The sequence below is a fragment of the Rhizobium binxianense genome, assembly GCF_028994275.1.
Classification (GTDB): Bacteria; Pseudomonadota; Alphaproteobacteria; order Rhizobiales; family Rhizobiaceae; genus Rhizobium; species Rhizobium binxianense.
In genome coordinates, this window is the sequence record NZ_CP118713.1 from 4294267 (window position 1) to 4319826 (window position 25560).

Consider the following 25560-nt stretch of genomic DNA (forward strand, 5'->3'; position numbering starts at 1 on the left):
CCGGTGACCGCCTCATTGTTTTTGCCGGCCAGCGCCGCCCGCTGCCCGGGACTGACCGCCAATACGGTACTGTTCGAGCATCTTTGCGCGCTTCACTACACCCTCACCCGCCTGCCCTGCAAGCACTGCAGCATGGATAAAAGCATTCTGGCCCATCAGGCCTTCCATTTCGCTCTCCGAGAAGAGACGGAAGGAAGGTATCTCCTCCTCGGTCTCCATTCCGAGGTGCCAGGCCTTGCGGGCCTGGTCGATTTTCCGGACGCCGTCGTCCGCTGCATCGGTCGCGTGGAACACCGCAAGGGCTGCTCCGCTTCTGACCGCGGCATCCACTTTCGCGGACCCGCTGACGAACTGGCCGGCTTTGCGCGCCATGTTCATCATCTGCATCAACTGCGCTGCAAGCAGCCGGTCGACGCTCGCACCGAGATCGTCCGCCGCCTTCACATCCATTTTCAGCGCGCGGGCGAAGAGTTTCCTCGCCACTGCCCTGTCGACCAGCGACCGGTCGATCTTCACCCAGCATCCGCGTCCCGGAAGCTCTCGCTTCAGGTCGGCGACAACCGTTCCATCGGGAGCGGCAACGAAGCGGATCAGCTCTTCCGGCGATCCGCTTTCGCGCGTCACGATGCACATGCGTCCGTTCACGTCATAACCTGCAAGATCGTCGTCCTCATCAGGAAGAGCGTCCGGCTCATGCGCGGTCATCATGCTTCTTGTTCGGCTTCAGCTTCGGTGACCTCTTCCTCGGTCCCCTTCGCCAGGTCCTCTTGCGTGATCCAGCCGGCCGAAAGGCGGGCCTGGACGATCATCTGCTCGGCCTCGACGCGCGAAACGTCGAACTTCGAGAACAGGCCTTCGAACTTCTTCGTTTCGCCGTTCTTGCGTTCCGTCCAGCCGACGAGATCGTCGGCGGCGCAACCGGCAAAATCCTCGATCGTCTTGATGCCGTCTTCGCCGAGCGCCACCATCATCTGGGCGGTGATGCCGTCGATTTCGCGCAGCTCGTCCTGAACGCCGAGCGCCTTGCGCTTTTCGTCCATCTCGGCTTCGAGACGCTCGAGGAATTCGCGGGCACGCTGCTGGATTTCCTGCGCCGTCTCTTCGTCGAAACCGTCGATCGAGGAGATTTCGTCGAGATCAACATAGGCCAGTTCCTCGACCGCGGCGAAACCTTCGGACGCCAGAACCTGGCCGACCATTTCGTCGACGTCGAGCGAATCCATGAACAGATTGGTGCGCTCGTTGAATTCCTTCTGACGGCGCTCCGATTCCTCGGCCTCCGTCATGATGTCGATATCCCAGCCGGTCAGCTGCGATGCCAAGCGGACGTTCTGGCCGCGGCGGCCGATCGCAAGCGACAGCTGCTCGTCGGGAACGACCACTTCGATGCGCTCGGCATCCTCGTCGAGAACAACCTTGGCGACTTCGGCCGGCTGCAGGGCGTTGACGACGAAGGTCGCCGGATCCTGGCTCCACGGAATGATGTCGATCTTCTCGCCCTGGAGTTCGCCGACGACGGCCTGGACGCGCGAGCCGCGCATACCGACGCAGGCGCCGACCGGATCGATCGAACTGTCGTTCGAGATCACCGCGATCTTGGCGCGCGAGCCCGGATCGCGGGCGACCGACTTCACCTGGATGATGCCGTCGTAGATTTCAGGCACTTCCATGGTGAATAGCTTCACCATGAACTGCGGATGCGTGCGCGACAGGAAGATCTGCGGGCCGCGCTGCTCGCGACGGACGTCATAGACATAGGCACGGACACGATCGCCATAGCGGACGTTTTCGCGCGGGATCATTTCGTCGCGGCGGATGATGCCTTCGCCACGGCCGAGATCGACGATGACGTTGCCGTATTCGACACGCTTGACGGTACCGTTGACGATTTCGCCGGTGCGATCCTTGAATTCGTCGAACTGGCGGTCACGCTCGGCTTCACGCACCTTCTGCACGATCACCTGCTTGGCGGACTGTGCGGCGATGCGGCCGAAATCCATCGGCGGCAGCGGATCGGCGATGAAATCGCCGAGTGCGGCATCCGGGTTGCGGTCGCGGGCGAGTTCCAGCGGGATCTGCGTCGAATAATCCTCGGCCTTCTCGACGACTTCGAGCAGGCGCTGCAGACGGATTTCGCCGGTCTTCGGATTGATATCGGCCCGGATATTGGACTCGGTGCCATAACGGGAGCGTGCCGCCTTCTGGATAGCGTCGGCCATTGCGGCCAGCACGATCTCGCGGTCGATGACCTTTTCGCGCGCCACTGCATCTGCGATCTGCAGAAGTTCGAGCCGGTTCGCACTGACTGCCATTGTCTTGTTTCTCCGTCTTTACTTCAGGGTTCCCGTCCCTGGAGCGGTCTGTTGATCGGTTATTCCTGGTCGTCCGCTTCGTTCTGGTTGGCGGCCTGGGCTTTCGCCAGCTTGTCGGCGCGCAACGCGTCGCGGATCAGGTCGTCGGTCAGAATGAGCTTCGCATCGCTAAGCGCCGTGAAGGGAATGGTGACCTTCTGCTCTTCCCCGTAAGCGACCTGGTCACGCTCGAGCGTGAAACCATCTGCGCCTGCTTCGACGATCTTGCCGCGGAAGCGCTTGCGATTGTCGATCAAGATCGACGTCTCGCATTTCACAAGGTGGCCCTGCCAGCGGACGAAATCGGATTTCCGCACCATCGGACGGTCGATGCCGGGCGAAGACACTTCGAGATGATACTCTTTATCGACGGGATCTTCCACATCGAGGACGGGAGAAATCGCCATCGAGACTTCTTCGCAGTCCTGAACCGTCATCGTGCCGTCGTTGCGTTCGGCCATGACCTGCATCGTTGCGCCGTTCTGGTTCAGCATACGGACGCGGATAAGCCGAAAGCCCAGGCCGACGAGGACGGGTTCGATGATATCGGCAAGACGCTGGTCGAGCCCGGTTTCGGTAATCAGCCGCGGCTCAAGTTCGTGGTCTGCGTTTGTCATGTCCGACAAGCGGTGCGCTCCTCGCAATTTCATGCTGTTTAGGGATCGCGCTAATAAAAAAGAGCGGGTCCTTGCGGCCCACTCTTCATCAAGCGATCAAGAATTTGAGAGCCATATAGTCGGGTTTTTCCGAAATTGCAAGGTCCGCGACCGATTCCGCCGATTCGCTTTCGGCGAGGTGAACAGGCCTATGGCCAGCGCCGGTCTTGCGCATATATTGCCGGTGCGGCGCAATAACAAAAGCGGGAGAAATCGTGGCCTACACTTCCTCGACATTAGCGCCGTTGCGGCACGAGACCTACCGCACCATCTGGTTCGCCAGCCTGTCCTCGAATTTCGGCGGTCTGATCCAGGCCGTCGGTGCTGCCTGGATGATGACGACGATCACCGCCTCGGAGGACATGGTGGCGCTGGTGCAGACCTCGACGGCGCTGCCGATCATGCTGTTTTCGCTGATATCGGGCGCCTTGGCCGACAATTACGACCGCCGCCGGGTGATGCTGACGGCGCAGTGCATGATGCTGACGGTCTCAGGCCTGCTGACCGCCACAGCCCTTCTCGGCTGGATTACCCCCTGGCTGCTGCTCTTCTTCACCTTCCTGATCGGCTGCGGCACCGCACTCAACAATCCCTCCTGGCAGGCCTCGGTCGGCGACATGGTGCCGCGCGCCGATCTGCCGGGCGCCGTCACCCTGAACAGCATGGGTTTCAACATCACCCGCAGCGTCGGCCCGGCGATCGGCGGCGTCATCGTCGCGGCAGCAGGTGCCGCTGCGGCCTTCGCGGTCAACACGGTGAGTTACTTCGCCCTGATCTATGCCCTCATGCGCTGGCGCCCGAGCACGCCGGTCTCGACCCTGCCGCGGGAGGCGCTCGGCAGCGCCATCTTCGCCGGCCTGCGTTATGTCTCGATGTCGCCCAATCTCGAAAAGGTCCTCGTCCGGGGACTGCTCTTCGGCATCGGCGCCAGCTCGATCCTGGCGCTGCTGCCGGTCGTCGCCCTCGATCTCGTCGGCGGCGGACCGCTGACCTATGGTTTCATGCTCGGCGCCTTCGGCATCGGCGCGATCGGCGGCGCGGTGCTGAATGCCAGGCTCCGTCAGCTGCTGTCCAGCGAGATGATCATCCGCCTGGCCTTTGCCGGCTTTGCGCTGAGCGCCGTCATCGCCGCCTTCAGCCCAAGCGCCGTCCTCACCTCCGCAGGGCTGCTCGTCTCCGGCGCCTGCTGGGTCTCCGCGCTTTCGCTGTTCAACACCATCGTCCAGCTGTCGACGCCGCGCTGGGTGGTCGGCCGGGCGCTGTCGCTCTACCAGACCGTCACCTTCGGCGGCATCGCCGGCGGCAGCTGGCTCTGGGGCGTTGCCGCCGATCGCTACGGCGTCGCCGACGCGCTCTTGATGTCATCCGTCGTCATGCTGCTCGGCATTGCCATCGGCCTGCGTTTTTCCATGCCGGCCTTCGCCTCGCTCAACCTCGATCCGCTGAACCGCTTCACCGAGCCGGCCTTGAGCCTCGACATCACGCCGCGCAGCGGCCCGATCGTCATTCAAGTCGACTATGAGATCGGAGATGACGACCTTGCCGAGTTCATGGAGCTGATGGGCGAACGCCGCCGCATCCGCATCCGCGACGGCGCCCGCAACTGGGCGCTGATGCGCGATCTCGAAAATCCCGGGCTCTGGACGGAAACCTATCATACGTCGACCTGGGTCGAATATTTAAGACACAACCAGCGGCGCACGCAGGCCGATGCCGAAAACATCGACAGGATTCGCGCACTTCATCGCGGCGAAGGTCTGCCGCATGTCCACCGCATGATCGAGCGGCAGGCGATCCCGCCTGACAACGACGTCTTCCACAAGGCGCCGATCGATCTGCATCATTGAGAATAGCCATGTATAGTTTCAGGCTCGCCCGCCGATCCGATCTTGCCGCCATCGTCCGGCTTCTCGCCGATGACGAGCTCGGCGGCGCCAGGGAGATCGTTTCGGACCCCGTCGATGCGCGGTATCTCTCGGCCTTTGCCGCGATCGAGGCGGACGCCAATCAGCTGCTGGCCGTCGCAACCGACGCTTCCGATCGGGTCGTCGGCTGTCTGCAGCTGAGCTTTCTTCCCGGCCTGTCGCGGACGGGCATGTGGCGTGGCCAGATCGAAAGCGTACGTGTCGCTGGGGATGTTCGCGGCGCCGGCCTCGGCTCCGCGTTCGTCGAATGGGCGATCGCCCGATGCGTCGAACGCGGCTGCGGCCTCGTGCAGCTGACATCGGACAAGACGCGGACGGACTCGATCCGCTTCTACGAGAAGCTCGGTTTTGCGGCCAGCCATGACGGGCTGAAGCGCACGCTCTGAAGCGGCTATTTCAGCTTGCCCTTCATCGTCGCCTCGGGAAAACATGTCGGCTTCATGCCGTTCTTGGCCTGCCACTGGCCGATCGACCGGCGGGTCTTGTAGCCCGGCAGACCGTCGGAACCGCCGACATCGTAACCCTGCCGTTCCAGCGCCTTCTGCATGGCGGCCACATCCGAGCGCAGCATCTTGCCGACATCGCCCCATCGGCCCTTAAAGGCGCCGCCATTATCGGCGATCCGGTCGGCAAGATTGCCGATATAGAGGGCGTAGAGATCGGAATTATTATATTCCTTGATGATGTAGAAATTCGGCGTGACGACGAATTCCGGGCCGTCGCGGCCGGCCGGCACCAGCATCATGCCCTCGGCCTTCATCTCGCCGGAGGGAAAGCCCTTGCCGGAGATGCGGCCGATGCCGAGCGAGGCCCAGTGCGACAACGGTTTTGCCAGATCGGGTCCCTCCTGTGCGCAGGAGACCGCCTCCGGGATCGACACTTCGAAACCCCAGTCGCGGTCGCGCTGCCAGCCTTTCTTGACCAGGAAATTGGCGATCGAGGCGAGCGTGTCGGGCACCGAGGTCCAGATGTTGCGATGGCCGTCGCCGTCGAAATCGACGGCATATTTCAGATAACTGGTCGGCATGAATTGTGGCTGTCCGAGCGCGCCGGCCGACGACCCTTTGAAATCGGCAGGTGTGACGTCGCCGCCATCGAGGATATGCAGTGCAGCCACCAGCTCGGTGCGGAACATCTCCTTGCGCGTCGACATGAAAGCCTTGGTCGCCAGCACTTCGACTGCCGAATTCGGGATCTTCGCCGCGCCGAAGCCCGTTTCCCGGCCCCAGATGGCAAGCACGATCGAGCCCGGCACACCATAGGTCTTTTCGATCCGCTTCAGCGTTGAGCCGTATTGCGCGGCAAAGCCGCGCCCTGTTGCGGCAAGCTTCGTCAGCCGGTCCTCGTTGAAATAGGGACCGGGCGAGGAAAATTCGGCCTGCGTCTGCTTCTGCTCCTTCGGCGGCGGGAAACCGGGCGGGGCAAGATCGGGCAGGTTCCAGTTCAGCGTGATGCCGGAAAAGGCAGCCTGGAAGGTCTTCTCCGAAATCCCGCCCGCCTTCGCTTCCGGCCAGAGGTCGCTCTTCACCCATGTCTCGAACTGTGCTTCGACATCGGCTTTCGAAGGGGCTGCATGTGAGGGGAGGGGGAGGAAAGCGGCCGTTATAGCCAGTGCGAACAGCCGCAGCCGCCGTGGAGCATTTTTCGGCATATGCAAACCCCTCATATCACCGTCCGCGCCCGAAGGGCCGCCGCAAGCGTGCCCTCGTCGAGATAGTCGAGCTCGCCGCCGACAGGTACGCCATGCGCCAGCCGGGTGATCTTCACCTCAAGCCCCTGCAGCTGGTCGGTGATATAATGCGCCGTCGTCTGCCCCTCGACCGTCGCGTTGACCGCGATGATCAATTCCCGGATGCCGCCTTCGCCGATCCGGTCGATCAGTCCGCGGATATTGAGATCGTCGGGCCCGATCCCGTCGAGCGGCGACAGCGTGCCGCCGAGCACGTGATAGGCGGCGTTCATCGCGCCTGCGCGCTCCAGCGCCCAGAGATCCGAGACGTCCTCGACGACGATGATGACGGATTGATCGCGTTGCGTGTCGGTGCAGACAATACAGGGATCGACCGTATCGACATTGCCGCAGCGCGAGCAGATCTTCACCTTGTCATAGGCTTCGCCCATCGCATTCGATAGGGGCCCCAGCAGTTGGTCCTTCTTCTTGATCAGATGCAGCGCCGCCCGGCGCGCCGAGCGCGGCCCGAGGCCCGGCACCTTCGCCAGAAGCTGGATGAGTTTTTCGATTTCGGGGCCGGTGACTCGTTTTGCCATGCGCCGTTCTTAACTGATATGGAACGAAAACGGAATCGCGGAAGGATCGGCCATCCCATGAAAATCCTGGCGCTCTGCACCGGCAATCCGGAAAGGCTACCCGGCAAGAGCTACAAGACCGGCATCTTCAAACATGCGGTCAACGGCGCGGTGATGATCGATGCCGAAGGACTGGTCGGCGATGCGATCTGCAACCGCAAACACCATGGCGGCGTCGATCAGGCGGTCTATATCGAGGGATCGCTGACGCTCGACTGGTGGAGCAAGGAGCTCGGTCAGCCATATGAACCCGGCACTTTCGGCGAGAACATGGTGATATCGGATCTCGACAATCGCGACGTCTCTGTCGGCGACCGCTTCGTCACCGGCGATCTCATCCTCGAAGTCACGTCATCCCGCATGCCCTGCGCCACCTTCGCTGCCAGGATGGCTGATCCGAAATTCGTCAAGCGCTACACCGACGCCGCCCGCCCAGGCCTCTATTGCCGCGTTATCCGGGGCGGCGTCGCCGAGGCCGGAATGCCGGTGGAGCATCAGCCCTTTTCCGGAGAGAAAGTGATGATGCCCGAGCTGATGGAAACCTTCGGCCGGCGGCTTTCCGAGATGGATCGGGCGCGATATCTCGCTGCTCCAATTCACCACAAGCTACGGGCGATTCTGGAAGTCAGCCCCTGACGCCGGGATATGCGCGGCGTATCATCTGGTACGCTGTTTAGCGGGTCGATCAGAACGGCAGCTTGAAGCCGGGCGGGATCGGCAGGCCGGCGGTCAGCGCCTTGGTCTTTTCGGCGGCGAGCGCCTCGGCCTTGTCCTTGGCGTCCTTGTGGGCAGCGACGATCAGGTCCTCGAGGATCTCGACATCGTCTTCCTTGAACAGCGACGGGTCGATCTTCAGGCTTTTCAGCTCGCCCTTGCCCGAGATGACGACGGTGACGAGGCCGCCGCCCGCCTTGCCTTCGGCGGTGAGCTCGGCGATCTCCGCCTGCATCTGCTCCATCTTGGCCTGCATTTCCTTGACTTTGCCCATCATGCCCATGATGTCGCGCATCGTCTCGCTCCTTGTTGAAACTTTTTAAAATTCTATGTCGTCGCCGGGCAGGATGTCACCTTCTTCGGATTCGGCGGCATCAGGTGGTTTGACCTCGCCTTCCTCTTCCGGTTCGGGCGCCCGCACACGCACGTCGATGATTTTCGCGCCGGGAAAAAGCGCCAGGATCGCTGCGACGTCGGGGTCCTGACGCGCGTCGATGACATGCTGTTCCCGGGTCCTGGCTTCCGCTTCGACAAGCGTCGGCTGACCCTCGTCGCGGCTGAGGCTGACGATCCAGTGGATGCCGGTCCATTCCTTCAGCTTGACGGCAAGCTCATTGAGCAGCGTCGTCGGCGCGCCCTCGGTGAGGCTGACGTCAAGCCGGCCGGGCTCGATCCGCACGGGGCGCACGAAATTGCGCACCATCGCCTTCAGCTTCGCATCGCGCTTTTCGGTGGCGAGGTTGACGATATCGCTGACCGAATTGACCCGAACGAGCGGCTTCGGTGCTTCCGCCGGTTTCGCCTCTATCCGCCCGACAGGCATCGTCTCCGGCTGGCTGCTCGGCACGGCGCGCAGCATCGCCACCGGCGCCGAAGGCTGCGGCTTGCTCGGCGCGATCTCGGGTGCCCGTGCCGCGACACTGCTTTGATAGGGGACTCGCGTGCCGCCGCCGCCATTGCCGGAAGGCGGGGAGGGCCGCTGGCTTCCATTGTCGCCGGAAAATTCGGCAAGCCGACGCGCCGCATCCTCGGGCGCCGGCAGATGCGCCGCATGCGCAAGCCGGATCAGCACCATTTCGGCAGCACCCGCTGTGCGCGAGGAGCCCTCCGTTTCCGGAATGCCTTTCAGCAGCATCTGCCAGATGCGCGACAGCGTCGTCACCGCAACGCCCTTGGCGAATTCCGCCGCCTTGGTGCGCTCGACTTCGCTGAGCGAGGGATCGTTTGCCGCATCCGGCACATATTTCAGCCGGGTCACCAGATGGGTGAAATCGGCAAGATCGGTCAGCACCACCACCGGATTGGCGCCGGCCTCGTACTGGTTCTGGAATTCGCCGAGGGCGGCGGCGACATCGCCTTTGACGACATGCTGGAAGAGATCGACGATCCGGGCGCGGTCGGCAAGGCCGAGCATCCCTCGCACGGCTTCGGCCTGCACGGCGCCCGCGCCATGGGCGATTGCCTGGTCGAGCAGCGACAGGCCGTCGCGGGCCGAGCCTTCGGCGGCGCGCGCGATCATCGCCAGTGCGTCCGGCTCCGCCTCGATGCCTTCCTTGGCGGCGATCGTCGAAAACAGCCCGACGAGATCCGACGCGCTGATCCGGCGCAGGTCGAAGCGCTGGCAGCGCGACAGCACGGTGATCGGCACCTTGCGGATCTCGGTGGTGGCGAAGATGAACTTCACATGCTCCGGCGGCTCTTCCAGCGTCTTCAAGAGGCCGTTGAAGGCCTGTGTCGACAGCATGTGCACTTCGTCGATGATATAGACCTTGTAGCGCGCCGAAACCGGCCGGTAGCGCACCTGCTCGATGATCTCTCTTATATCGTCGATGCCGGTATGGGAGGCGGCATCCATCTCGATCACGTCGACATGCCGGCCTTCCATGATCGCCTGGCAGTGCTCGCCGGGTATGCGCAGGTCGATCGTCGGCTTGTCGATGTCAGCCGTCTTGTAGTTCAGCGCCCGCGCCAGGATGCGTGCCGTCGTCGTCTTGCCGACACCGCGCACACCGGTCAGCATATAGGCCTGCGCGATGCGGCCGGTCTCGAAGGCGTTGGTCAGGGTGCGGACCATCGGCTCCTGGCCGACCATCAGGTCCGTGAAATCCTTGGGGCGGTATTTGCGAGCCAGCACTCGGTATCCGGTGCCCGTCGAGGCGGCATCTTTTGATTGTCGCTCGGTGTCGCTCATCGCCCTGCTTGTCGCCCGGGATCGTCGGGCACTTCGTGGAGAGAAGGTGGGAGGCTGGCACGATGACCCGTGCCGGGCTCGTTAGGGCTGCTTCCTTCCGGACCTGACCCGGTTGGCGAGTGGCTCGTCCACCACCAACCTCCCGGATGCACATATCGGCAATATCGTCATCAAAAGCAAGCCAACATGCAAAAAAACTGCTAGTCGTAGGAAAACATGAGGAGAATGCCCTTTGAAAGGTTTCGCGCTCGACCCCCGGCTGGAAAACGACAGCACCAGCATCATGGTCACCGGCCTCTGTGATCTGAGATTGTCGAGGGATGCCCGCTGGCCCTGGCTCATTCTCGTGCCGCGCCGGGCCGATATCACCGAAATCTTCGAGCTGACACCGCTCGACCAGGTGCTGCTCGCCTTCGAGACGGAGCTGGTCTCCAAAGCTCTGAAGGACATCACCGGCGCGACAAAAATCAATGTCGGGGCTCTTGGCAATATCGTCCGTCAGCTTCATGTTCATGTCATTGCCCGCTTCGAAGGCGATGCCAACTGGCCGGGTCCCGTCTGGGGCTTCGGGCGCGCAGAGCCCTACGAAGACGGAAAGAGAGACGAATTCATAGCGAAGCTGCGGGAAGCCCTTTCATCATGAGTCATTCGCTTTTCGATTCGGATGTGCCGCATCCCGAACCCAGCAATCTCACGGCCTTTGCCGCCAATGACCTCAATCGCGATTCCGAGCATCGCGACGAACGCTCCGTCGAAAAGGCGCTGGCCAAGGACGGCACCCATATCTTCGCCTTCGCCGGGGATAAGCTGGTGCTGAAGCATGACGGCCAGGTGCTCGACCCACTTTTCGCCCGTTACGAGCTCAAGGAATTGCAGCCGGATTGGGACGAGACCGTGCTTCTCGGTTACCGCAAATCCGGCGAGCCGCGGCTTGCCGTTCCCGTCGGCATCGGCGTCGATGATCTCACCAGCCAATACAAGCCTTCCGACGGTCGCACCCTGTTTCGCGAAATGCTGATCGACGAGGTGCTGCTCGGCGAATTCGCCCAGGCCGCGAGCCTCATCCGCTGGAATGGCGACAACCGCTTCTGCGGCCGCTGCGGCTCGGCAATGGAGATCCATATCGGCGGCTACAAGCGTGTCTGCGCCGCCTGCGAACACATGATCTTCCCCCGCACCGACCCGGTCGTCATCATGTTGACGATCGATGAGAGCCGCGACCTCTGCCTGCTTGGCCGCAGCCCGCATTTCGCGCCCGGCATGTATTCCTGCCTTGCCGGCTTCGTCGAGCCCGGTGAGACCATCGAGAATGCCGTACGCCGGGAAACGCTGGAGGAATCCGGCATCCGCACCGGCCGCATCCGCTATCACGCCTCGCAGCCCTGGCCGATGCCGCATTCGCTGATGATCGGCTGTTACGCCGAGGCCAAGTCCACCGAAATCAGCCGCGACGAGACGGAACTGGAGGATTGCCGCTGGTTCACCCGCGAGGAAACCATCGAAATGCTGGAACGTCCGAGCGCGACAGGCAAGGCCTCGCCGCCGAAAGGGGCGATCGCCCACCGCCTGATGCGCGACTGGGTGGAGTGGAAGCGGTAGCGCCATGCCGGTCGCGCGCTCGGAACGGCTGCTGACGCTGCTTCAGGCGCTTCGGCGTTATCGGCGGCCGGTGACCGGCAACGTGCTTGCTGAGGAGACCGGCGTCAGCCTGCGCACGCTCTATCGCGATATCGCCAGCTTGCAGGCCCAAGGCGCGATGATCGAAGGCGAAGCCGGCATCGGCTATGTGCTGAAGCCAGGCTTCATGCTGCCGCCGATGATGTTTTCCGAAGAAGAGCTGGAGGCGCTGGTGCTCGGCTCGCGCTGGGTCGCCCGCGCCGCCGAGCCGCGCCTTGCCGGCGCCGGCGCCGATGCGCTGGCCAAGATTGCCGCCGTGCTGCCGGCCGATATGCGCGAGATGATCGATTCGGCAGCCCTTTTCGTCGGCCCCAAACGCCGGGACGAGGACAAGGCTGACGTTTCGGCGATCCGCAAGGCGATCCGCCTCGAACGTATCCTCGAACTGCATTATGGCGACGAGCAGGGCCGCATCTCCCGCCGCCGCGTCTGGCCCTTCGCGCTCGGTTATTTCGAGCATGTGCGCGTCCTCATGGCCTGGTGCGAACTGCGCCAGGATTTTCGCCATTTCCGTACCGACCGGATCATCGACATGGCCCTGCATGAGGTGCGTTATCCCCGCCGCCGCACCGTGCTCCTCAAGGAATGGCGCGAGACGCAGGACGTGCCGGTCGAGAACTAACACTGCTGCCAGAAACTGTCAGCAGTTGGGGTTATTGTCAGTACCAATCCACTACAGCGCCGCGCGTCTTCGGACGCGCAAAGGACGCTGTAGCAGCTAGGTTCCGCGCATCGTGCCGATGCGCTAGGGAAGGAGTACTGATCATGGTAACGCCTCCAACCATTCATCTGACCAACGACCGTTTTACGGCCGAGTCCTTTGCCGATGTCATTTCGGCCGAAACGTTTGCCGATGTCCGCCAGTCGGCGCGCTCCGGCCTGCTGTGTCTGGTCATGAATATTTTCCGGTTTTCCAGTGGAAACCGCACCAGCCTCGACCTTGAGGCGCTGCCGGAGTGCCGCAAGCGCGATCTCGGCTTCATCGATGGACGTAACCCGCGCCACGAGGACCATCCCTCGCTTTAGGTCGCCCATCCCCATCAACATTTACCCGGCGAGAACCGGGCGTTGCGATCGCAACGCCCTTCCGTGCCCTGCTGCCAATAATTGTCAGCAGACGATCTCGCGCCCGTTCCATTTTACAGCAACCGGAGAACCGAAATGACCAGCCCCAATCTCATCATTCTGTACGTCAAGGATCCGGGCGAAAGCGCCAGCTTCTACCGCAACCTCTTGAACCGCGAGCCGGCCGTGGAAGCGCCGAATTTCGTCGCCTTCCCGCTCGATGGCGGCTTCACACTCGGCCTCTGGCGGCGCAGCAAGGTCGAGCCGCAGCCGTCGGCCATCGGCAATCGCGGCGAAGTGGCCTTCATGGTCGCGGGAGAAAATGCTGTTGCCAACCACTATAAGGACTGGCGACAGCGCGGCCTGCCGATCGCCCAGGAACTGACCGAACTGGATTTCGGCCCGACCTTCGTCGTGCTCGATCCCGATGGTCATCGCCTTCGCGTCTGTGAGCCGGATAAATAATGGCTGAATGACAAGGCCTGCTTAAAGCAGGCCTCGCATCGCATGCCCCTTGTAGACACCGAGGATGCGGACTTTCTCGGAGAAGAACCGCAGTTCCTCCAAAGCCCGGCGCACGTTCGGATCGTTCGGATGGCCTTCGATATCGGCGTAGAACTGCGTCGCCACGAATTTTCCGCCGAGCTGATAACTCTCGAGCTTCGTCATGTTGATGTTGTTGGTGGCGAAGCCGCCGAGCGCCTTGTAGAGCGCGGCCGGAATGTTGCGGACGTTGAAGACGAAGGTGGTGACGACCTTTTCTTCCGCCGAATTCCGCTGCGCCCATTCCTCGTCGCGCGAAAGCACGACGAAACGGGTGACGTTGTTTTCGGTATCCTCGACATTTTCCGCGACGATCTCGAGCCCGTAGAGATCGGCGGCAAGACGCGGCGCCAAGGCGGCCATCGAGCGGTCGCCGGTTTCCTTCACCAGCTTTGCCGCGCCTGCCGTATCGCCTGCGATGACAGGCTTCCAGCCATTGGCGCGAACGATCTTGCGGCACTGGCCGAGCGCGTGGATATGGCTGTGAACCGTGCGGATCTCGTCCTTGGTCACCCCCGGCAGCACCATCAGCTGGAAACGGATCGGCATGAAATATTCGCCAATGATGTGCAGCCGCGAGTCCGGCAGCAGATGATGGATGTCGGCGACGCGCCCGGCGATCGTGTTCTCGATCGGGATCATCGCGATATCGGCATCACCGTTGTCGACCGCCGTGAACGCATCCTCGAAGGTCTGGCAGGGCAGCGGCTCCATGGTCGGAAACATGTCGCGGCTGGCCATGTCGGAATTGGCGCCGAATTCGCCCTGGAAGGCGATCCTGTTGGTCTTGATGTTCATGATGGTTCCGTCAGTTCGACTTTGCGGAGAGGATGCGCCGCGCTTTTTCGAGGTCGGCCGGAGTATCGACACCGAGCGGAACCGTGTCAACGATCTCGGCGTCGATGCGCATGCCGGCCTCCAGCGCCCTGAGCTGCTCCAGCGATTCGCGCCGTTCGAGCGTCGAAGGCCCGAGCGAGACGAAGCGTTCCAGTGCTGTGCGGCGATAGGCATAAAGGCCGATATGGTGATAGAGCGGCCCCGCGCCGTAGGGTGCCGTCGCGCGCGTGAAGTAAAGTGCGTGCAGTCGGGTATCGGAGACGGGCGAACCGACAATCTTGACGATGTGCGGCGCGGTTTTATCCGCTTCATTGTCGATGACGGTCGTCAGCGTGCCGATATCGACCGCCTCGTTTTCCAGAGGGCGCAACGCTGCGCGCACGGTTTCCGGTTCGATCGTCGGCAGATCGCCCTGGACGTTGACGATGAATTTCGCTTTCCCGTCCGGATCGACTTTCGTCAGCGCTTCGAAGATCCGATCGGAACCCGACTGATGATCGCAGCTGGTCATGACGACTTCGAAGCCGGCAGCAGAAACGGCATCGAACACTCTGATGTCGTCGACGGCGACGACGACGCGGCCGATGGCTGCTTCCCTGGCGCGCATCGCCACCTGGACGATCATCGGCAGACCGCAAATGTCGGCCAGCGGCTTGCCCGGAAGGCGGGTTGAGGCCATACGCGCCGGGATCAGCACGAGCGCACCGTCTAAATTTGAATCACTCATTGTTCGGGCCTTCTATTCCGGGCTGAAAAGTGTCAAAAAGTCTCACGCACAAGACCATTTAGACAGTTGCAACGATCAACCAAAAGACATAGGTTCCGCGCGATTTCAAGATGGTCCGGTTTATGGTCTGCCGGCTGCAAGGGGAGCATTGCAGATGAATTCATACGTCAATACGGCCGTGGGGGCGCTGCTCGGAACGATTTTCGTTCTGATGTCAGTCTCCATCGCGTCCGAGGGGATCTTCCATTCCGAAGCGCCGGAAAAGGAAGGTTTCGCGATCGTTGCCGAAGAGGCGCCCGCCGCCGGTGGTGAGGCTGCGCCTGCCGCCGCTGCCGTTCCGATCGCGCAATTGCTCGCTTCTGCCGATGCCAAGGCCGGTGAAACGGTCTTCAAGAAGTGTCAGGCCTGTCATGACGGCACCAAAGGGGGACCGAACAAGGTCGGTCCCAACCTCTTTGGTGTCGTAGATCGCCCGATCGCTTCGCATGAGGGCTTCGCCTATTCCGCTGCCATGAAGGATTTCTCCAAGGGCAGCAGCGAGAAGTGGACCTTCGAATTCCTCAACAAGTTCTTGTTGGCGCCGAAGAAGGACGTTCCCGGCACGGCCATGGGCTTCGCTGGTTTGGCGAAGGATCAGGACCGCGCCAACGTCATCCTCTACCTGCACACGCTGGCCGATTCGCCGGTGCCGTTGCCGGACCCGAAAACCGCGACGCAGTGATGCGCCAGCACAAACGCATTACAAAAGCCCGGCCGCAAGCCGGGCTTTTTGTTGTGCGGAGAGGTTTTCAGGCACCGAGGAAATAGGCCCAGAGCGAAACTGTGATGGCGCCGAGCGCTGTCGTCACGGTGATCGTCGAGGCGGCGAGGCTGTGACCGACGCCGAAGCGGTTGGCGATCAGCCAGGCGTTGACGCCCGTCGGTACCGAGGAGGTCAGCACGATCGCCGCCGTCCATTCGGGGCTGAGACCGAGGAGATGGCTCGCCGCCCACACGCAGCCGGGCAGCAGCAGCAGCTTGCATGTCGAGGTGACGCTGGCGATGCCGACATTGCCGGAGACGCCGTATTTCTCCAGCGCCATGCCGAGCGAGATCAGCGCCGCCGGCCCGGCAATGCCGGCAATCTGCCCGACGACCGATGCCACCGCCGTCGGCATGGTAAGACCGGAAAGATGCACGGCCATGCCGGCCGCAAGCCCGATCACCAGCGGATTGCGTACGAGATTGATGGCGATCTGGCGCAGCACGAACACCATGCTGCGGTCGCTTTTGCCGGCGATCTTGCGTTCGGCATGCTCCATCAGAACCGTGCCCGCGACCATCATCACAGGCAGATGCACGGCGAGCAGGATCGACAGCGCCACCAGCCCCTCGTCGCCGATGGTGCGCTCGACCAGCGGCAGTCCGATGAAGACATTGTTGGCGAAGGCCGAGGAAACGCCGGCCAGCACGCCGATCCGTTCGTCGCGGTTAAAGAGGCGGGTGGCGGCGAGATGGCCGGCCGTCCAGGTGATGGCGACGCCTGAGAAATAGACGATCCACAGCCGGAAGGGCGAGGCGCCATGAAAATCCGCCTCGGCGATGGTGCGGAAGAGCAGCAGCGGCACAGCTATCTTGAAGACGAATTCGCCGAGCGCATCGCCGACATTCGATGCCATCAAGCCGCTGCGGACGATCACCCAGCCGATGAGAATCAGGAGGAAGATGGGAAGGACGTCGAGAATGATGGCTGACATGAGGGAGGTTGCTCTGCGCGGGGGAGTATCCAACCTCTACTGCATAATTCTCTAAATCGGAATCGATTTAGAGAGAAAATTACGCAGCACTTCAAAGTGCTGCAGCGCTCCCTGCGCTTCTGAGAAGACGCGCGGCGCTGCGGCAGCAAACCGCTTGGGTAAAGAAGCGGAATTATGTAGCAAATGCCACCAACGACCGCTTTCGACCCATGCGAACATCAGACGTTTGCAAAACTCGGTCGCTTACATAAGGGTTTTGCGAAAGGAATTCCTCTCATTTTTTGATGCTGAGAGGTCGGTCGTTGATCGTAGGATTTCCGCAGCAAAAGAAGGTTGCCCCGAAATAGCTTGCGAATCGCATAAGTACGTGCTTATGTGTTCGTATGATCGAGAATGACTTCTTCCGAGCTTTGGCAGACCCGACCCGCCGTGCGATCTTTGAGAAGCTGGCGGCAGGGAGCATGAATGCTAGTGCCTTGCGCGAGGGCATGGAGATTAGCCAGCCTGCGATGTCGCAACACCTTGCAGTTCTGCGCAGTGCAAAGCTCGTGAGGGAAGAACGACAGGGGCGTTTCGTGAATTACGAAGTCGATCCCGATGGGTTGGCTCTCATCGCCCAGTGGCTCGCAAAATACCGCGCCTATTGGCCGGAGCGTATCGCTGCACTCAAAGTCTTGCTGAAGGACATGGATCAATGAACGAAGGGAAGACCAAGGAGCAGGATAGCGGCGTCGAGTTGGAGTTTGACTTGGGCGATCCGCCGCAAAAGGTCTGGCGTGCTGTTACCATTCCCGAACTTCGGGAAAGGTGGTTGCCGAAGGCAGCATTGGCTGATCCCGATGCGATCACCGTCACCCCCGGCCAGGAAGTTCGCTACAAGCTGCGTGACGATAACCCACCTTTCCTTGAAAGCACCGTGACGTTCACGATCACCCCGAATGCCACTGGCGGCACTTGCCTTCGGATCGTCCACGAACTGACGGACGCAAGATTCGATAGAATGGCAAGAGCGCCGGCAAACAGCAACCGCCCGCTCCTCATGCTCGCCGCCTGACACGGCGAGCCTCCCCTTAAAATTCTGAAAGTCTGGAGGTCGCCGATGCGCGAAGCGATGCAACTCGTCCCTATGGTCATAGAACAGTCCAGCCGGGGGGAGCGATCCTTTGATATTTATTCCCGGCTTCTGCGCGAGCGGATTATCTTCCTCAATGGCGAGGTGAACGATACCGTTTCGGCCCTCGTCTGTGCGCAGCTTTTGTTTTTAGAAGCGGAAAACCCAAAAAAGCCCATCAGCCTCTATATCAATTCGCCGGGCGGCGTCGTGACCAGCGGCCTAGCCATGTACGACACCATGCGCTTCATCCGTGCGCCGGTTCATACACTTTGCATGGGGACGGCCCGTTCAATGGGATCGTTCCTGCTGATGGCAGGCGAACCCGGCGGAAGAGCCGCATTGCCCAATGTCAGTATCCTCATTCACCAGCCCTCCGGCGGCTTTCAAGGGCAGGCTTCCGACATGCTGATTCATGCCGAGGAAATTTTAAAGACCAAGCAACGCATGACGCGGCTCTACGCAGAGCATTGCGGACGTTCCTACGAAGACTTTGAGCGCGGGATGGATCGCGACCGCTTCATGACGGCGGAGGAGGCGCTTGAATGGGGTCTTATCGACCGTATTCTGAAGGTTCGGGAAGACACGAGCAGCCTATAAGCCTTGCCGCAAAAATCCCCATTAAGGCTACAGTTGTTTTTCCAACTTCTGCGATGTCGCAGAATAAGGAGTTTTGCAGCAGCCACAATGACCGCTCCTGGCGCAAAGTGCCAACGCCGCATCGTTATCGGTTGGTGGCATTTGCTCCATAATTCCGCAGAAAGGCAATCGCCGGCCGCGCCATCCGAAAACAAAAAAAGCGGGCACAGCCCGCTTTTCCGCTCCGGCCGTGCCGGATATCCGGATCGCGAAGCTGCCAGTTCATCCGTGGTCAGCATCACGCCAGTAAGATCGAAGGAATCATCCTTCATGCGCCCGGCTGCAACTGAAAGCTGCTCATGCCGGTCTTCTTGCGAGTATTTCTAGATTTTGAAAATGACAGGGACATGACGAATAGGCGGCACTTTTGCGAAGAAATAGAAGCGACGTCCCATTTATCCTTCCAAACCGCGGAAATTTCGCTAAGACCGAACCCCGGCTATCACAAATCCGGGACCACCCATTTCATGACAAGATTCGATGTTCTGACAGTCGGCAACGCAATCGTGGATATCATTGCCCGTTGCGACGACCAGTTCCTCATTGACAACCAGATCACCAAGGCGGCGATGAACCTCATCGATGCCGAGCGCGCCGAACTCTTGTATTCGCGCATGGGGCCGGCTCTCGAAGCCTCCGGCGGCAGCGCCGGCAACACGGCGGCGGGCGTGGCCAACCTCGGCGGCAAAGCTGCCTATTTCGGCAATGTCGCTGCAGATCAGCTCGGCGACATCTTCACGCACGACATCCGTGCCCAGGGCGTTCACTACCAGACCCGGCCCAAGGGCACCTTCCCGCCGACGGCGCGCTCGATGATCTTCGTCACCGAGGACGGCGAGCGTTCGATGAATACCTATCTCGGCGCTTGCGTCGAGCTCGGTCCCGAGGACGTCGAGATCGACGTCGTGGCCGACGCCAAGGTCACCTATTTCGAAGGTTATCTCTGGGATCCGCCGCGCGCCAAGGAAGCGATCCTCGATTGTGCCCGCATCGCCCATGAAAACGGCCGCGAAATGTCGATGACGCTGTCCGACAGCTTCTGTGTCGGCCGTTATCGCGGCGAATTCCTCGATCTGATGCGCTCTGGCAAGGTCGATATCGTCTTCGCCAATCGCCAGGAAGCACTGTCGCTCTATGAAACCGATGATTTCGAGGAGGCGCTGAACAGGATCGCCGCCGATTGCAAGATCGCCGCCGTGACGATGAGCGAGAACGGCGCCGTCATTCTGAAGGGCCGCGAGCGTTATTACGTCGATGCGATCAAGATCAGGGAAGTCGTGGATACGACGGGCGCCGGCGATCTCTTCGCCTCCGGCTTCCTCTATGGCTACACGCAGGGACGGTCTCTGGAGGATTGCGGCAAGCTCGGCTGCCTCGCCGCCGGCATCGTCATCCAGCAGATCGGCCCGCGCCCGATGACCTCGCTCTCCGAGGCCGCCAAACAGGCCGGGCTTATTTGAAGGCTTCGCCGGGATAGGCGCCCCAGATTTCCGACTGCGCCACCCAGCCCGAGGCGCCGTCGGTTTCAGCGCGGCACCAGTCGCCGTTGCATTCGCCGATCGTCACCATCACGCCGGGTTCCAGCTTGGCGACGATCGAGGCGGACGGCTGCGCCTCGCGGCGCAGATTGACGAAGACGCCCTTGCCCTTGGTCTTCATCCACGGCGCGGCGATCGCCGCGCGCTGGCCTGACAGCAGCGACTGGTTGACCCAGCCTTCGGTGCCGTCGGCATCGCGGATGCGGCGCCAATTGTCGTATTCCTGGATGATCTCCACCGGCAGGCCGGATTTCAGGTACATCCATGAAACCGCGTAATCCGTTCCCGGGCCGATGCGCAGGTTGACGCGTTTGGATTTCAGCGTGACGAAACGCGGCAAAGGCAGCCCACTCGGTCCCTTGGCCGCCTGCGCATGGGCAAGTTCCAGGGTGGCGAGGGATGTAGTCAGAGCGATCGCGACGGCGAGGCAGGACTTCAGGACTTTGCTGCGCATGGAAAGCTTCCGTTTGCTCGAATTCGCGGGCCAGGCCCAGCCTGCTCGCTGTCCGGGCACTGACATTCCCCGGCTGCACCACGAGTTTTGTTTGTCTTCGCGTGCGGGTCTGGTAGAAAATGCCCTGAATGGAAAAGTTATCCCCTTTCTTGGTTAAAGACCTCTGAACAAGGCACCACAGCCAGCCATGACAGCGAAGAAAAAACCCAAGGTCTACATCACCCGCAAATTGCCCGATGCCGTCGAAACCCGCATGCGGGAGCTCTTCGACGCCGAGCTGAACATCGACGACGCGCCGCGTTCCGTTTCCGAGCTTGTCGCCGCCGTCAGGACCGCCGAGGTGCTGGTGCCGACCGTCACCGATCGTATCGACGCGGCGCTGATCGACCAGGCGGGGCCGCAGATGAAGCTGATTGCGAGCTTCTCCAACGGCACGGATCATATCGACGTCGAGGCGGCGGCGCGCAAGGGTATCACCGTCACCAACACGCCGAACGTGCTGACCGAGGACACCGCCGACATGACGATGGCCCTCATTCTCGCGGTTCCGAGAAGGCTTGGCGAAGGTGCGCGAGTGCTGACCGAAAAGCCGGGCGAATGGGCCGGCTGGTCTCCCACCTGGATGCTAGGCCGGCGCATTCACGGCAAGCGCATCGGCATCGTCGGCATGGGCCGCATCGGTACGGCGGTTGCCCGTCGCGCCAAGGCTTTCGGCCTGTCGATCCACTACCACAACCGCAAGCGCGTCAATCCGGCCATCGAGGACGAGCTGGAGGCGACCTATTGGGAAAGCCTCGACCAGATGCTTGCCCGCGTCGACATCGTTTCGGTCAATTGCCCGTCGACACCGGCGACCTTCCACCTGATCTCGGCGCGCCGTCTGGCGCTGCTGCAGCCGACGGCCTATCTCGTCAACACCGCGCGCGGCGATGTGGTCGATGAAGCCGCGCTGATCAAGTCGCTGCGGGAGGGCCGGATCGCCGGTGCCGGCCTCGACGTTTTCGAAAACGAGCCCGCCGTCAACCCGAAGCTCGTCAAGCTCGCCAACGAGGGCAAGGTCGTGCTGCTGCCACATATGAGTTCGGCGACGATCGAAGGCCGCATCGACATGGGCGACAAGGTGATCATCAATATCCGCACCTTCATCGACGGCCACAGGCCGCCGAATCGGGTCCTGCCGGGCCGTTGAAGGCGGCGAGCTGAATTCAGGCGGTGCGGACCGGCGGTCCAAGGACCTTGCGCATCTCGACAAATGTCGTCCTGGCAAAACCGGGGTGCGCCTTTTCGGCGGTTCTGGAAAATCCCCAGGCGGCGAAGACGGCGTGATTGTCGGTGAGTTCAATCCGCGTTTCCAGCCGCAACGCGGGAAGACCGAGCGCCGCAGCCGTCTCCTCGGCAATCGCCAGCAGCCGCTTGCCGAGGCCCTTGCCTTGTACCTCAGGCAGAACGGCGAGCTTGCCGACATAGAGGCAATCGGCCTCCGGCCGCAGGAATAGGCAGCCGATCAACTTTTCGCCGTCGATGGCGACATGGCAGATCTCGGCCCTGGCCTTTTCGGCGAGCGATACCGCCGTCAGCTTGAGCGCCGAGGATGGCGGGTCAATCCTGCCGTTCATCGAGGCGAAGGCGGCGAGGATCAGTGCGAGCAGTTCGTCCCAGCGCGTGAAGTTCTGGTCGAGGCGGACGATCGTCATCCGGTTTGTCTCTCCCGCGTGCGGCGTCTTCTGTAGCGGACCGTGTCGAAGCGGGCCGCAAGCGCGTCGTAGAGCAGCAGCCGTCCAACCAGCGGCTCGCCGGTGCCGGTGACGAGCTTGATCGCCTCCATCGCCATCATCGTGCCGATGACGCCAGTGAGCGCGCCGATGATGCCGGCCTCGGCGCAGGCGGGGATGAGCCCCGCCGGCGGCGCTTCCGGAAACAAGTCGCGATATCTGGGGTTGGGTGTTCCGTCCGCGGCAGTTTCATAGGGTTTGAGAACCGTCAGCGAGCCATCGAAACGCCCGACAGCGCCGCTGACGAGCGGAATGCGTGCTTCCTCCGCCGCATCGGCGGCGGCGTAACGCGTGTCGAAATTGTCGGAGCCGTCGATCAGGAGATCGAAGCCGGATAATTGCCGGCGGGCGGTCTCCGGGGAAAAGCGTTCCTCGAAGCGCATCAGCCGGACATGCGGATTGAGCCTGGCGATGGCGAAGGCGGCACTTTCCGTCTTCAATTCGCCGATCGTACCGGAATCATGGATCACCTGGCGCTGCAGGTTCGACAGCGACACTCGGTCGTCATCGACGATACCGAGCGTGCCGATCCCGGCTGCGGCGAGATATTGCAGAACCGGCGCACCGAGGCCGCCGGCGCCGATCACCAGCACCCGGGCGGCTTTCAGCCTCTGCTGGCCGGCGCCGCCGATCTCGGGAAGCAGGATATGGCGGTGATAACGGGCGATTTCGTCGGGGCTGAGCGGTTCCATGACGCCGACATTATCATGGCGCCCGAGGCCGGGAAAAGCCGCTTCCGTCATTCGAACACTCTTCCGTCGGCAACCGTAAAAAACTGTGCCCTGTCGCCGAGCGCCGAAAACATGACGCGATCCGTTCCGGTCATGAAGGCTTGGCCGCCGAGCCCATCGATGAGGTCGAACAGCGCGGCCCGGCGGCCCTCGTCGAGGTGCGCCGCGATCTCGTCGAGGAGGAGGATCGGTGCGTGGCCGGTGAGGTTGCCGACGAGGCGCGCATGCGCAAGCACCAGCCCGACAAGCAATGCTTTCTGCTCGCCGGTCGAGCAGCGCTCCGCCTCCATCGCCTTCTCGCGGTGGTGCACGATGAGATCGGCCCGGTGCGGCCCCTCGAGTGTACGCCCTGCGCCGGCGTCGCGGTAGCGGCTCTCTGCCAGCATTGCCGCGTAATCGTCCTCGAGGTCGACCGAGGCGCGCGAAAACTGCCCGTCCATGAAGCCGGAAAGCTGTAGCGATGCGGAAGGGAAGGGCGAGTTCTCGCGGCTCTCCTTGATCAGCCGGGTCAGCAGGCCGAGCATTTCCTGCCGGGCGAGCGCCATGGCAATGCCGAGGCTTGCCATCTGTTCCTCGATGCCGGCAAGCCAGGAGGGGTCGAAGCGGCCTTCATCCAGCAATTTGTTGCGGCTGCGCATGGCGCGCTCGAAATCGCTGGCGCGACGGCCATGGGCGGGATCGAGCGACAGCACCAGCCGGTCGAGAAAGCGGCGCCGGTCGGAGGAGGCGCCGGTAAAGAGGCCGTCCATCGCCGGTGTCAGCCAGAGAAGACGCAGATGGTCGGTCAGTTCCTCTGCGGTTTTGGCGGGGGTACCGTTGATCCGCAGCCTGCGGGCGGTGGTTTCCTCGCCCCTTTCGATCCCGGTGCCGATCTCGACGTCGCCTTCCATGCCGTCGAGGGCGGCGAAGATCGAAAAACCGCCGGATGCGCCGACCCGGGTGATGTCGCCATAGGCGGCGCGGCGCAGGCCGCGGCCGGGCGAAAGCAGCGAGACGGCCTCCATGAGATTGGTCTTGCCGGCACCGTTGTCTCCCGTCAGCACGGCGTGCCGGCCATCAAGGGCTAGGGCCGCCGACGCATAGTTACGGAAGTCTGTCAGTTTCAGACGGGAAAGAGAAACCTTGTGCGGCATCGAATGTCCGGAATCGTGAAACGTGACAGTTAGAGCCTTTCCTGGCCAGATTGAAGCATTCTGTTGGCTCAAACGGAGTCGGATGGTCGACCGGCCGGCGCGCGTCGTAGCCCAGTTCTACGGCCAAGCCGGCCGGTCGATCAGCCGGCCCGTTTCGGCCAACCCGAAGGGCCGGGCATCTTTCCGCCAGGGCAAAGGCGATCGGCTCGGACGTACCAAGGGGTATGCCCGTCGCCAATCGCCTTTGCCCTGAAGAAAACCTGCTCCGGCAGAATGCTTCAATCTGGCCAGGAAAGGCTCTAAGCCTAAGCGGCGTTGATAGCAAGGCTGACAGCTTGACTGCCGGGGATCGTGTCCCTCTGGTGGTGTCGGACCGCGGCGGTATTTTTGGCGGATCCTGTGACCGAGGTCCTGGCGTCCGACACCCACTCGATGTAACGGGCACCTAGCCACTCTCCAATCGGCTAAAAATACAACCTGAGAGCGGATGATCCGGCACCGCTGGGCCGAGATCGTCGACGGTCACGATTAACGTCGGCAAACGCCGGATATTAGGGCTTTTGCTGCATTCCCTGGAGGTCGCTGACGTAACGTAAAGCCCAAAAAAAGTCGGTTGAATTTTGCAACTGCAGGGTTGAGTTATCCCGTGAAACCGATATGGTAAACGAACTGTTTAGGTATGAGAGAGCGATGAAGTGCCAGATCCGGTTGATATTATCGTCGGTCGCAACGTAAGACAGTTTCGCGCCCTTCGCCGTGTTTCGCAGCTCGAGCTTGGCGAAGCACTCGGACTGACTTTCCAGCAGATCCAGAAATACGAAAAAGGCGCGAACCGCGTTTCCGCCAGCAAGCTGCATCAGATCGCGGTTTTTCTCGATGTCGAGATCTCTGCTCTTTTCGAGGGGGTATCGCAATTCGGCAGCCGGGTCGAACTCAGCCCTGATGCCTATGCGCTTGCCCTGAGCTACGACAAACTGAGCTCATCGGCGGGCAAGGAAGCAGTCAAGACCATCCTCACCCTCATGGTTGGCGAAACGGCCGAAACCGCCGCCTGATCCCACCGAGCCTCACACAGAGCATGACCTGGGTCCGGGTGATATCCGGACACATGCAGCCGTGCGGCAATTTGGAGACATCAAGACAAGACCGGACGCATGTCCGTTGATGCGATTCTATGCCGTGCGTTTTAGTGAATCTCGCATTCGTGCAGCGCCATCAGCAGATCGTCCTGCGTCTGGTGGCCGGCATGATAGAGGTCGATGGCGATGCTGGCGATGGAAAGGCCCTGCTGGCTGCGAAGCTTGATGTTGCGCTCGGCGCACCATGTGTAGAGGGCGCCGGCGAGAACGTCGACATCTTCGGACTGAGAGGAAAAGGCTGGCGCCATGGCAGATACCCTTGGTTTTGTTGTTCCCGACTGACGGCAGAGACTGAATTCATTTGGAAAACTTGC

30 protein-coding genes and 1 other RNA gene are annotated in these 25560 nt (G+C 61.8%); 15 read left to right on the forward strand and 16 right to left on the reverse strand.

The window, feature by feature from the left end:
- Positions 1 to 12: 12 nt before the first annotated feature.
- The 3 genes from PO860_RS20895 to rimP are packed head-to-tail and all read right to left on the reverse strand — an operon-like array spanning position 13 to position 2977.
- A complete protein-coding gene (locus PO860_RS20895; RefSeq protein WP_272784651.1) occupies positions 13 to 708 on the reverse strand; it encodes an RNA-binding protein in 696 nt (231 codons plus the stop codon).
- Entirely contained in the window at positions 705 to 2312 is a 1608-nt protein-coding gene (gene nusA, locus PO860_RS20900; RefSeq protein WP_183609960.1) for a transcription termination factor NusA, read from the reverse strand. The genes PO860_RS20895 and nusA overlap by 4 nt, the downstream gene beginning before the upstream one ends.
- Positions 2313 to 2371: 59 nt before the next feature.
- Entirely contained in the window at positions 2372 to 2977 is a 606-nt protein-coding gene (gene rimP / locus PO860_RS20905) for a ribosome maturation factor RimP (RefSeq protein ID WP_097617244.1), read from the reverse strand.
- 197 nt (positions 2978 to 3174) lie between these two features.
- On the opposite strand from rimP, the gene PO860_RS20910 reads away from it, so the two are divergent.
- Together PO860_RS20910 and PO860_RS20915 are read left to right on the forward strand one after the other, a co-directional pair.
- Complete coding sequence (locus PO860_RS20910; RefSeq protein WP_411195757.1) at positions 3175 to 4854, forward strand: MFS transporter; 1680 nt, start codon at positions 3175 to 3177, stop codon at positions 4852 to 4854.
- 8 nt (positions 4855 to 4862) lie between these two features.
- Complete coding sequence (locus tag PO860_RS20915; protein ID WP_275037961.1) at positions 4863 to 5318, forward strand: GNAT family N-acetyltransferase; 456 nt, start codon at positions 4863 to 4865, stop codon at positions 5316 to 5318.
- A 5-nt stretch (positions 5319 to 5323) separates the two neighbouring features.
- Here PO860_RS20915 and PO860_RS20920 read toward each other — a convergent pair whose 3' ends face one another.
- Together PO860_RS20920 and recR are read right to left on the reverse strand one after the other, a co-directional pair.
- Positions 5324 to 6583: a lytic murein transglycosylase gene (locus PO860_RS20920; protein ID WP_275037962.1), complete on the reverse strand. Its 1260-nt coding sequence runs from the start codon at positions 6581 to 6583 to the stop codon at positions 5324 to 5326.
- An 11-nt stretch (positions 6584 to 6594) separates the two neighbouring features.
- On the reverse strand, positions 6595 to 7200 hold the full coding sequence (gene recR / locus PO860_RS20925; protein WP_273882455.1) for a recombination mediator RecR: 606 nt from the start codon (positions 7198 to 7200) through the stop codon (positions 6595 to 6597).
- Between the two features lie 57 nt (positions 7201 to 7257).
- Between recR and PO860_RS20930 the strand changes: the two genes are divergently transcribed.
- Positions 7258 to 7875: an MOSC domain-containing protein gene (locus PO860_RS20930; RefSeq protein WP_273882457.1), complete on the forward strand. Its 618-nt coding sequence runs from the start codon at positions 7258 to 7260 to the stop codon at positions 7873 to 7875.
- A gap of 49 nt (positions 7876 to 7924) precedes the next feature.
- Here PO860_RS20930 and PO860_RS20935 read toward each other — a convergent pair whose 3' ends face one another.
- From PO860_RS20935 to ffs, 3 genes are all read right to left on the reverse strand, one after another.
- Positions 7925 to 8248, reverse strand: coding sequence for a YbaB/EbfC family nucleoid-associated protein (locus PO860_RS20935; protein WP_004676719.1), 324 nt, complete (start codon positions 8246 to 8248; stop codon positions 7925 to 7927).
- A gap of 24 nt (positions 8249 to 8272) precedes the next feature.
- Complete coding sequence (locus PO860_RS20940) at positions 8273 to 10144, reverse strand: DNA polymerase III subunit gamma/tau (protein WP_275037963.1); 1872 nt, start codon at positions 10142 to 10144, stop codon at positions 8273 to 8275.
- Between the two features lie 46 nt (positions 10145 to 10190).
- An RNA gene (gene ffs, locus PO860_RS20945) (signal recognition particle sRNA small type) lies at positions 10191 to 10287 on the reverse strand.
- Between the two features lie 89 nt (positions 10288 to 10376).
- Between ffs and PO860_RS20950 the strand changes: the two genes are divergently transcribed.
- The 5 genes from PO860_RS20950 to PO860_RS20970 all read left to right on the forward strand — a co-directional run bounded on the left by PO860_RS20950 (position 10377) and on the right by PO860_RS20970 (position 13351).
- Positions 10377 to 10787 carry an HIT domain-containing protein gene (locus PO860_RS20950; protein ID WP_275037964.1) on the forward strand — a complete coding sequence of 137 codons (411 nt, stop codon included), beginning with the start codon at positions 10377 to 10379 and terminating at the stop codon, positions 10785 to 10787.
- Positions 10784 to 11743 carry an NAD(+) diphosphatase gene (gene nudC / locus PO860_RS20955; protein WP_183609968.1) on the forward strand — a complete coding sequence of 320 codons (960 nt, stop codon included), beginning with the start codon at positions 10784 to 10786 and terminating at the stop codon, positions 11741 to 11743. The genes PO860_RS20950 and nudC overlap by 4 nt, the downstream gene beginning before the upstream one ends.
- A 4-nt stretch (positions 11744 to 11747) precedes the next feature.
- The gene (locus PO860_RS20960) at positions 11748 to 12443 is read left to right on the forward strand and encodes a helix-turn-helix transcriptional regulator (RefSeq protein WP_272784657.1); all 696 of its coding nucleotides are present in this window, start codon (positions 11748 to 11750) and stop codon (positions 12441 to 12443) included.
- A 143-nt stretch (positions 12444 to 12586) separates the two neighbouring features.
- Positions 12587 to 12847: a hypothetical protein gene (locus PO860_RS20965; protein WP_275037965.1), complete on the forward strand. Its 261-nt coding sequence runs from the start codon at positions 12587 to 12589 to the stop codon at positions 12845 to 12847.
- Between the two features lie 135 nt (positions 12848 to 12982).
- Positions 12983 to 13351 carry a VOC family protein gene (locus tag PO860_RS20970; protein ID WP_183609970.1) on the forward strand — a complete coding sequence of 123 codons (369 nt, stop codon included), beginning with the start codon at positions 12983 to 12985 and terminating at the stop codon, positions 13349 to 13351.
- Between the two features lie 21 nt (positions 13352 to 13372).
- On the opposite strand, the gene PO860_RS20975 is transcribed toward PO860_RS20970, so the two are convergent.
- Positions 13373 to 14227, reverse strand: coding sequence for a prephenate dehydratase (locus PO860_RS20975; RefSeq protein WP_183609971.1), 855 nt, complete (start codon positions 14225 to 14227; stop codon positions 13373 to 13375).
- Between the two features lie 10 nt (positions 14228 to 14237).
- Complete coding sequence (locus PO860_RS20980) at positions 14238 to 14993, reverse strand: 3-deoxy-manno-octulosonate cytidylyltransferase (RefSeq protein WP_275037966.1); 756 nt, start codon at positions 14991 to 14993, stop codon at positions 14238 to 14240.
- A gap of 154 nt (positions 14994 to 15147) precedes the next feature.
- On the opposite strand from PO860_RS20980, the gene PO860_RS20985 reads away from it, so the two are divergent.
- The gene (locus PO860_RS20985) at positions 15148 to 15714 is read left to right on the forward strand and encodes a c-type cytochrome (protein WP_049731254.1); all 567 of its coding nucleotides are present in this window, start codon (positions 15148 to 15150) and stop codon (positions 15712 to 15714) included.
- 67 nt (positions 15715 to 15781) lie between these two features.
- On the opposite strand, the gene PO860_RS20990 is transcribed toward PO860_RS20985, so the two are convergent.
- Complete coding sequence (locus PO860_RS20990; protein ID WP_183609973.1) at positions 15782 to 16729, reverse strand: AEC family transporter; 948 nt, start codon at positions 16727 to 16729, stop codon at positions 15782 to 15784.
- 383 nt (positions 16730 to 17112) lie between these two features.
- Here PO860_RS20990 and PO860_RS20995 point away from each other — a divergent pair, with 383 nt between their 5' ends.
- From PO860_RS20995 to PO860_RS21010, 4 genes are all read left to right on the forward strand, one after another.
- Complete coding sequence (locus PO860_RS20995) at positions 17113 to 17427, forward strand: ArsR/SmtB family transcription factor (protein ID WP_007628095.1); 315 nt, start codon at positions 17113 to 17115, stop codon at positions 17425 to 17427.
- Positions 17424 to 17783: an SRPBCC family protein gene (locus tag PO860_RS21000; protein ID WP_275037967.1), complete on the forward strand. Its 360-nt coding sequence runs from the start codon at positions 17424 to 17426 to the stop codon at positions 17781 to 17783. The genes PO860_RS20995 and PO860_RS21000 overlap by 4 nt, the downstream gene beginning before the upstream one ends.
- Positions 17784 to 17828: 45 nt before the next feature.
- Complete coding sequence (locus PO860_RS21005; protein WP_183609975.1) at positions 17829 to 18440, forward strand: ATP-dependent Clp protease proteolytic subunit; 612 nt, start codon at positions 17829 to 17831, stop codon at positions 18438 to 18440.
- A 506-nt stretch (positions 18441 to 18946) separates the two neighbouring features.
- Positions 18947 to 19939 carry an adenosine kinase gene (locus PO860_RS21010; protein WP_183609976.1) on the forward strand — a complete coding sequence of 331 codons (993 nt, stop codon included), beginning with the start codon at positions 18947 to 18949 and terminating at the stop codon, positions 19937 to 19939.
- Here PO860_RS21010 and PO860_RS21015 read toward each other — a convergent pair.
- Positions 19932 to 20471, reverse strand: coding sequence for an SH3 domain-containing protein (locus PO860_RS21015; protein ID WP_183609977.1), 540 nt, complete (start codon positions 20469 to 20471; stop codon positions 19932 to 19934). The genes PO860_RS21010 and PO860_RS21015 overlap by 8 nt on opposite strands.
- A gap of 187 nt (positions 20472 to 20658) precedes the next feature.
- Here PO860_RS21015 and PO860_RS21020 point away from each other — a divergent pair, with 187 nt between their 5' ends.
- Positions 20659 to 21660 (forward strand): 2-hydroxyacid dehydrogenase, encoded by a 1002-nt coding sequence (locus tag PO860_RS21020; RefSeq protein ID WP_275037968.1) that lies wholly within the window; start codon positions 20659 to 20661, stop codon positions 21658 to 21660.
- Positions 21661 to 21676: 16 nt separating this feature from the next.
- On the opposite strand, the gene PO860_RS21025 is transcribed toward PO860_RS21020, so the two are convergent.
- From PO860_RS21025 to recF, 3 genes are read right to left on the reverse strand one after another with little or no spacing between them, the layout of a single operon-like run.
- Positions 21677 to 22165 (reverse strand): GNAT family N-acetyltransferase, encoded by a 489-nt coding sequence (locus tag PO860_RS21025; protein WP_275037969.1) that lies wholly within the window; start codon positions 22163 to 22165, stop codon positions 21677 to 21679.
- Positions 22162 to 22986, reverse strand: a complete 825-nt coding sequence (locus PO860_RS21030) for a molybdopterin-synthase adenylyltransferase MoeB (protein ID WP_275037970.1) — start codon at positions 22984 to 22986, stop codon at positions 22162 to 22164. Before PO860_RS21030 ends, PO860_RS21025 begins: the two co-directional genes overlap by 4 nt.
- Complete coding sequence (recF, locus tag PO860_RS21035; RefSeq protein ID WP_273885391.1) at positions 22983 to 24107, reverse strand: DNA replication/repair protein RecF; 1125 nt, start codon at positions 24105 to 24107, stop codon at positions 22983 to 22985. The genes PO860_RS21030 and recF overlap by 4 nt, the downstream gene beginning before the upstream one ends.
- A 695-nt stretch (positions 24108 to 24802) precedes the next feature.
- Here recF and PO860_RS21040 point away from each other — a divergent pair.
- On the forward strand, positions 24803 to 25162 hold the full coding sequence (locus PO860_RS21040) for a helix-turn-helix domain-containing protein (protein WP_183609982.1): 360 nt from the start codon (positions 24803 to 24805) through the stop codon (positions 25160 to 25162).
- Positions 25163 to 25293: 131 nt separating this feature from the next.
- Here PO860_RS21040 and PO860_RS21045 read toward each other — a convergent pair whose 3' ends face one another.
- On the reverse strand, positions 25294 to 25494 hold the full coding sequence (locus tag PO860_RS21045; protein WP_097617223.1) for a hypothetical protein: 201 nt from the start codon (positions 25492 to 25494) through the stop codon (positions 25294 to 25296).
- Positions 25495 to 25560: the final 66 nt, after the last annotated feature.

Bases quoted from the DNA above. Each gene is read 5' to 3' on its own strand.
- recR (WP_273882455.1), bottom strand. From the start codon at position 7,200: ATGGCAAAACGAGTCACCGGCCCCGAAATCGAAAAACTCATCCAGCTT.
- nudC (WP_183609968.1), top strand. From the start codon at position 10,784: ATGAGTCATTCGCTTTTCGATTCGGATGTGCCGCATCCCGAACCCAGC.
- PO860_RS20920 (WP_275037962.1), bottom strand. From the start codon at position 6,583: ATGCCGAAAAATGCTCCACGGCGGCTGCGGCTGTTCGCACTGGCTATA.
- PO860_RS20975 (WP_183609971.1), bottom strand. From the start codon at position 14,227: ATGAACATCAAGACCAACAGGATCGCCTTCCAGGGCGAATTCGGCGCC.
- PO860_RS20970 (WP_183609970.1), top strand. From the start codon at position 12,983: ATGACCAGCCCCAATCTCATCATTCTGTACGTCAAGGATCCGGGCGAA.
- PO860_RS21005 (WP_183609975.1), top strand. From the start codon at position 17,829: ATGCGCGAAGCGATGCAACTCGTCCCTATGGTCATAGAACAGTCCAGC.
- PO860_RS20965 (WP_275037965.1), top strand. From the start codon at position 12,587: ATGGTAACGCCTCCAACCATTCATCTGACCAACGACCGTTTTACGGCC.
- PO860_RS21000 (WP_275037967.1), top strand. From the start codon at position 17,424: ATGAACGAAGGGAAGACCAAGGAGCAGGATAGCGGCGTCGAGTTGGAG.
- PO860_RS21015 (WP_183609977.1), bottom strand. From the start codon at position 20,471: ATGCGCAGCAAAGTCCTGAAGTCCTGCCTCGCCGTCGCGATCGCTCTG.
- PO860_RS21020 (WP_275037968.1), top strand. From the start codon at position 20,659: ATGACAGCGAAGAAAAAACCCAAGGTCTACATCACCCGCAAATTGCCC.
- recF (WP_273885391.1), bottom strand. From the start codon at position 24,107: ATGCCGCACAAGGTTTCTCTTTCCCGTCTGAAACTGACAGACTTCCGT.
- PO860_RS21030 (WP_275037970.1), bottom strand. From the start codon at position 22,986: ATGACGGAAGCGGCTTTTCCCGGCCTCGGGCGCCATGATAATGTCGGC.
- PO860_RS20915 (WP_275037961.1), top strand. From the start codon at position 4,863: ATGTATAGTTTCAGGCTCGCCCGCCGATCCGATCTTGCCGCCATCGTC.
- PO860_RS21010 (WP_183609976.1), top strand. From the start codon at position 18,947: ATGACAAGATTCGATGTTCTGACAGTCGGCAACGCAATCGTGGATATC.
- nusA (WP_183609960.1), bottom strand. From the start codon at position 2,312: ATGGCAGTCAGTGCGAACCGGCTCGAACTTCTGCAGATCGCAGATGCA.
- PO860_RS21025 (WP_275037969.1), bottom strand. From the start codon at position 22,165: ATGACGATCGTCCGCCTCGACCAGAACTTCACGCGCTGGGACGAACTG.
- PO860_RS20895 (WP_272784651.1), bottom strand. From the start codon at position 708: ATGATGACCGCGCATGAGCCGGACGCTCTTCCTGATGAGGACGACGAT.
- PO860_RS20940 (WP_275037963.1), bottom strand. From the start codon at position 10,144: ATGAGCGACACCGAGCGACAATCAAAAGATGCCGCCTCGACGGGCACC.
- PO860_RS20935 (WP_004676719.1), bottom strand. From the start codon at position 8,248: ATGCGCGACATCATGGGCATGATGGGCAAAGTCAAGGAAATGCAGGCC.
- PO860_RS20990 (WP_183609973.1), bottom strand. From the start codon at position 16,729: ATGTCAGCCATCATTCTCGACGTCCTTCCCATCTTCCTCCTGATTCTC.
- PO860_RS20995 (WP_007628095.1), top strand. From the start codon at position 17,113: ATGATCGAGAATGACTTCTTCCGAGCTTTGGCAGACCCGACCCGCCGT.
- PO860_RS21045 (WP_097617223.1), bottom strand. From the start codon at position 25,494: ATGGCGCCAGCCTTTTCCTCTCAGTCCGAAGATGTCGACGTTCTCGCC.
- PO860_RS20980 (WP_275037966.1), bottom strand. From the start codon at position 14,993: ATGAGTGATTCAAATTTAGACGGTGCGCTCGTGCTGATCCCGGCGCGT.
- PO860_RS20985 (WP_049731254.1), top strand. From the start codon at position 15,148: ATGAATTCATACGTCAATACGGCCGTGGGGGCGCTGCTCGGAACGATT.
- PO860_RS20960 (WP_272784657.1), top strand. From the start codon at position 11,748: ATGCCGGTCGCGCGCTCGGAACGGCTGCTGACGCTGCTTCAGGCGCTT.
- PO860_RS20930 (WP_273882457.1), top strand. From the start codon at position 7,258: ATGAAAATCCTGGCGCTCTGCACCGGCAATCCGGAAAGGCTACCCGGC.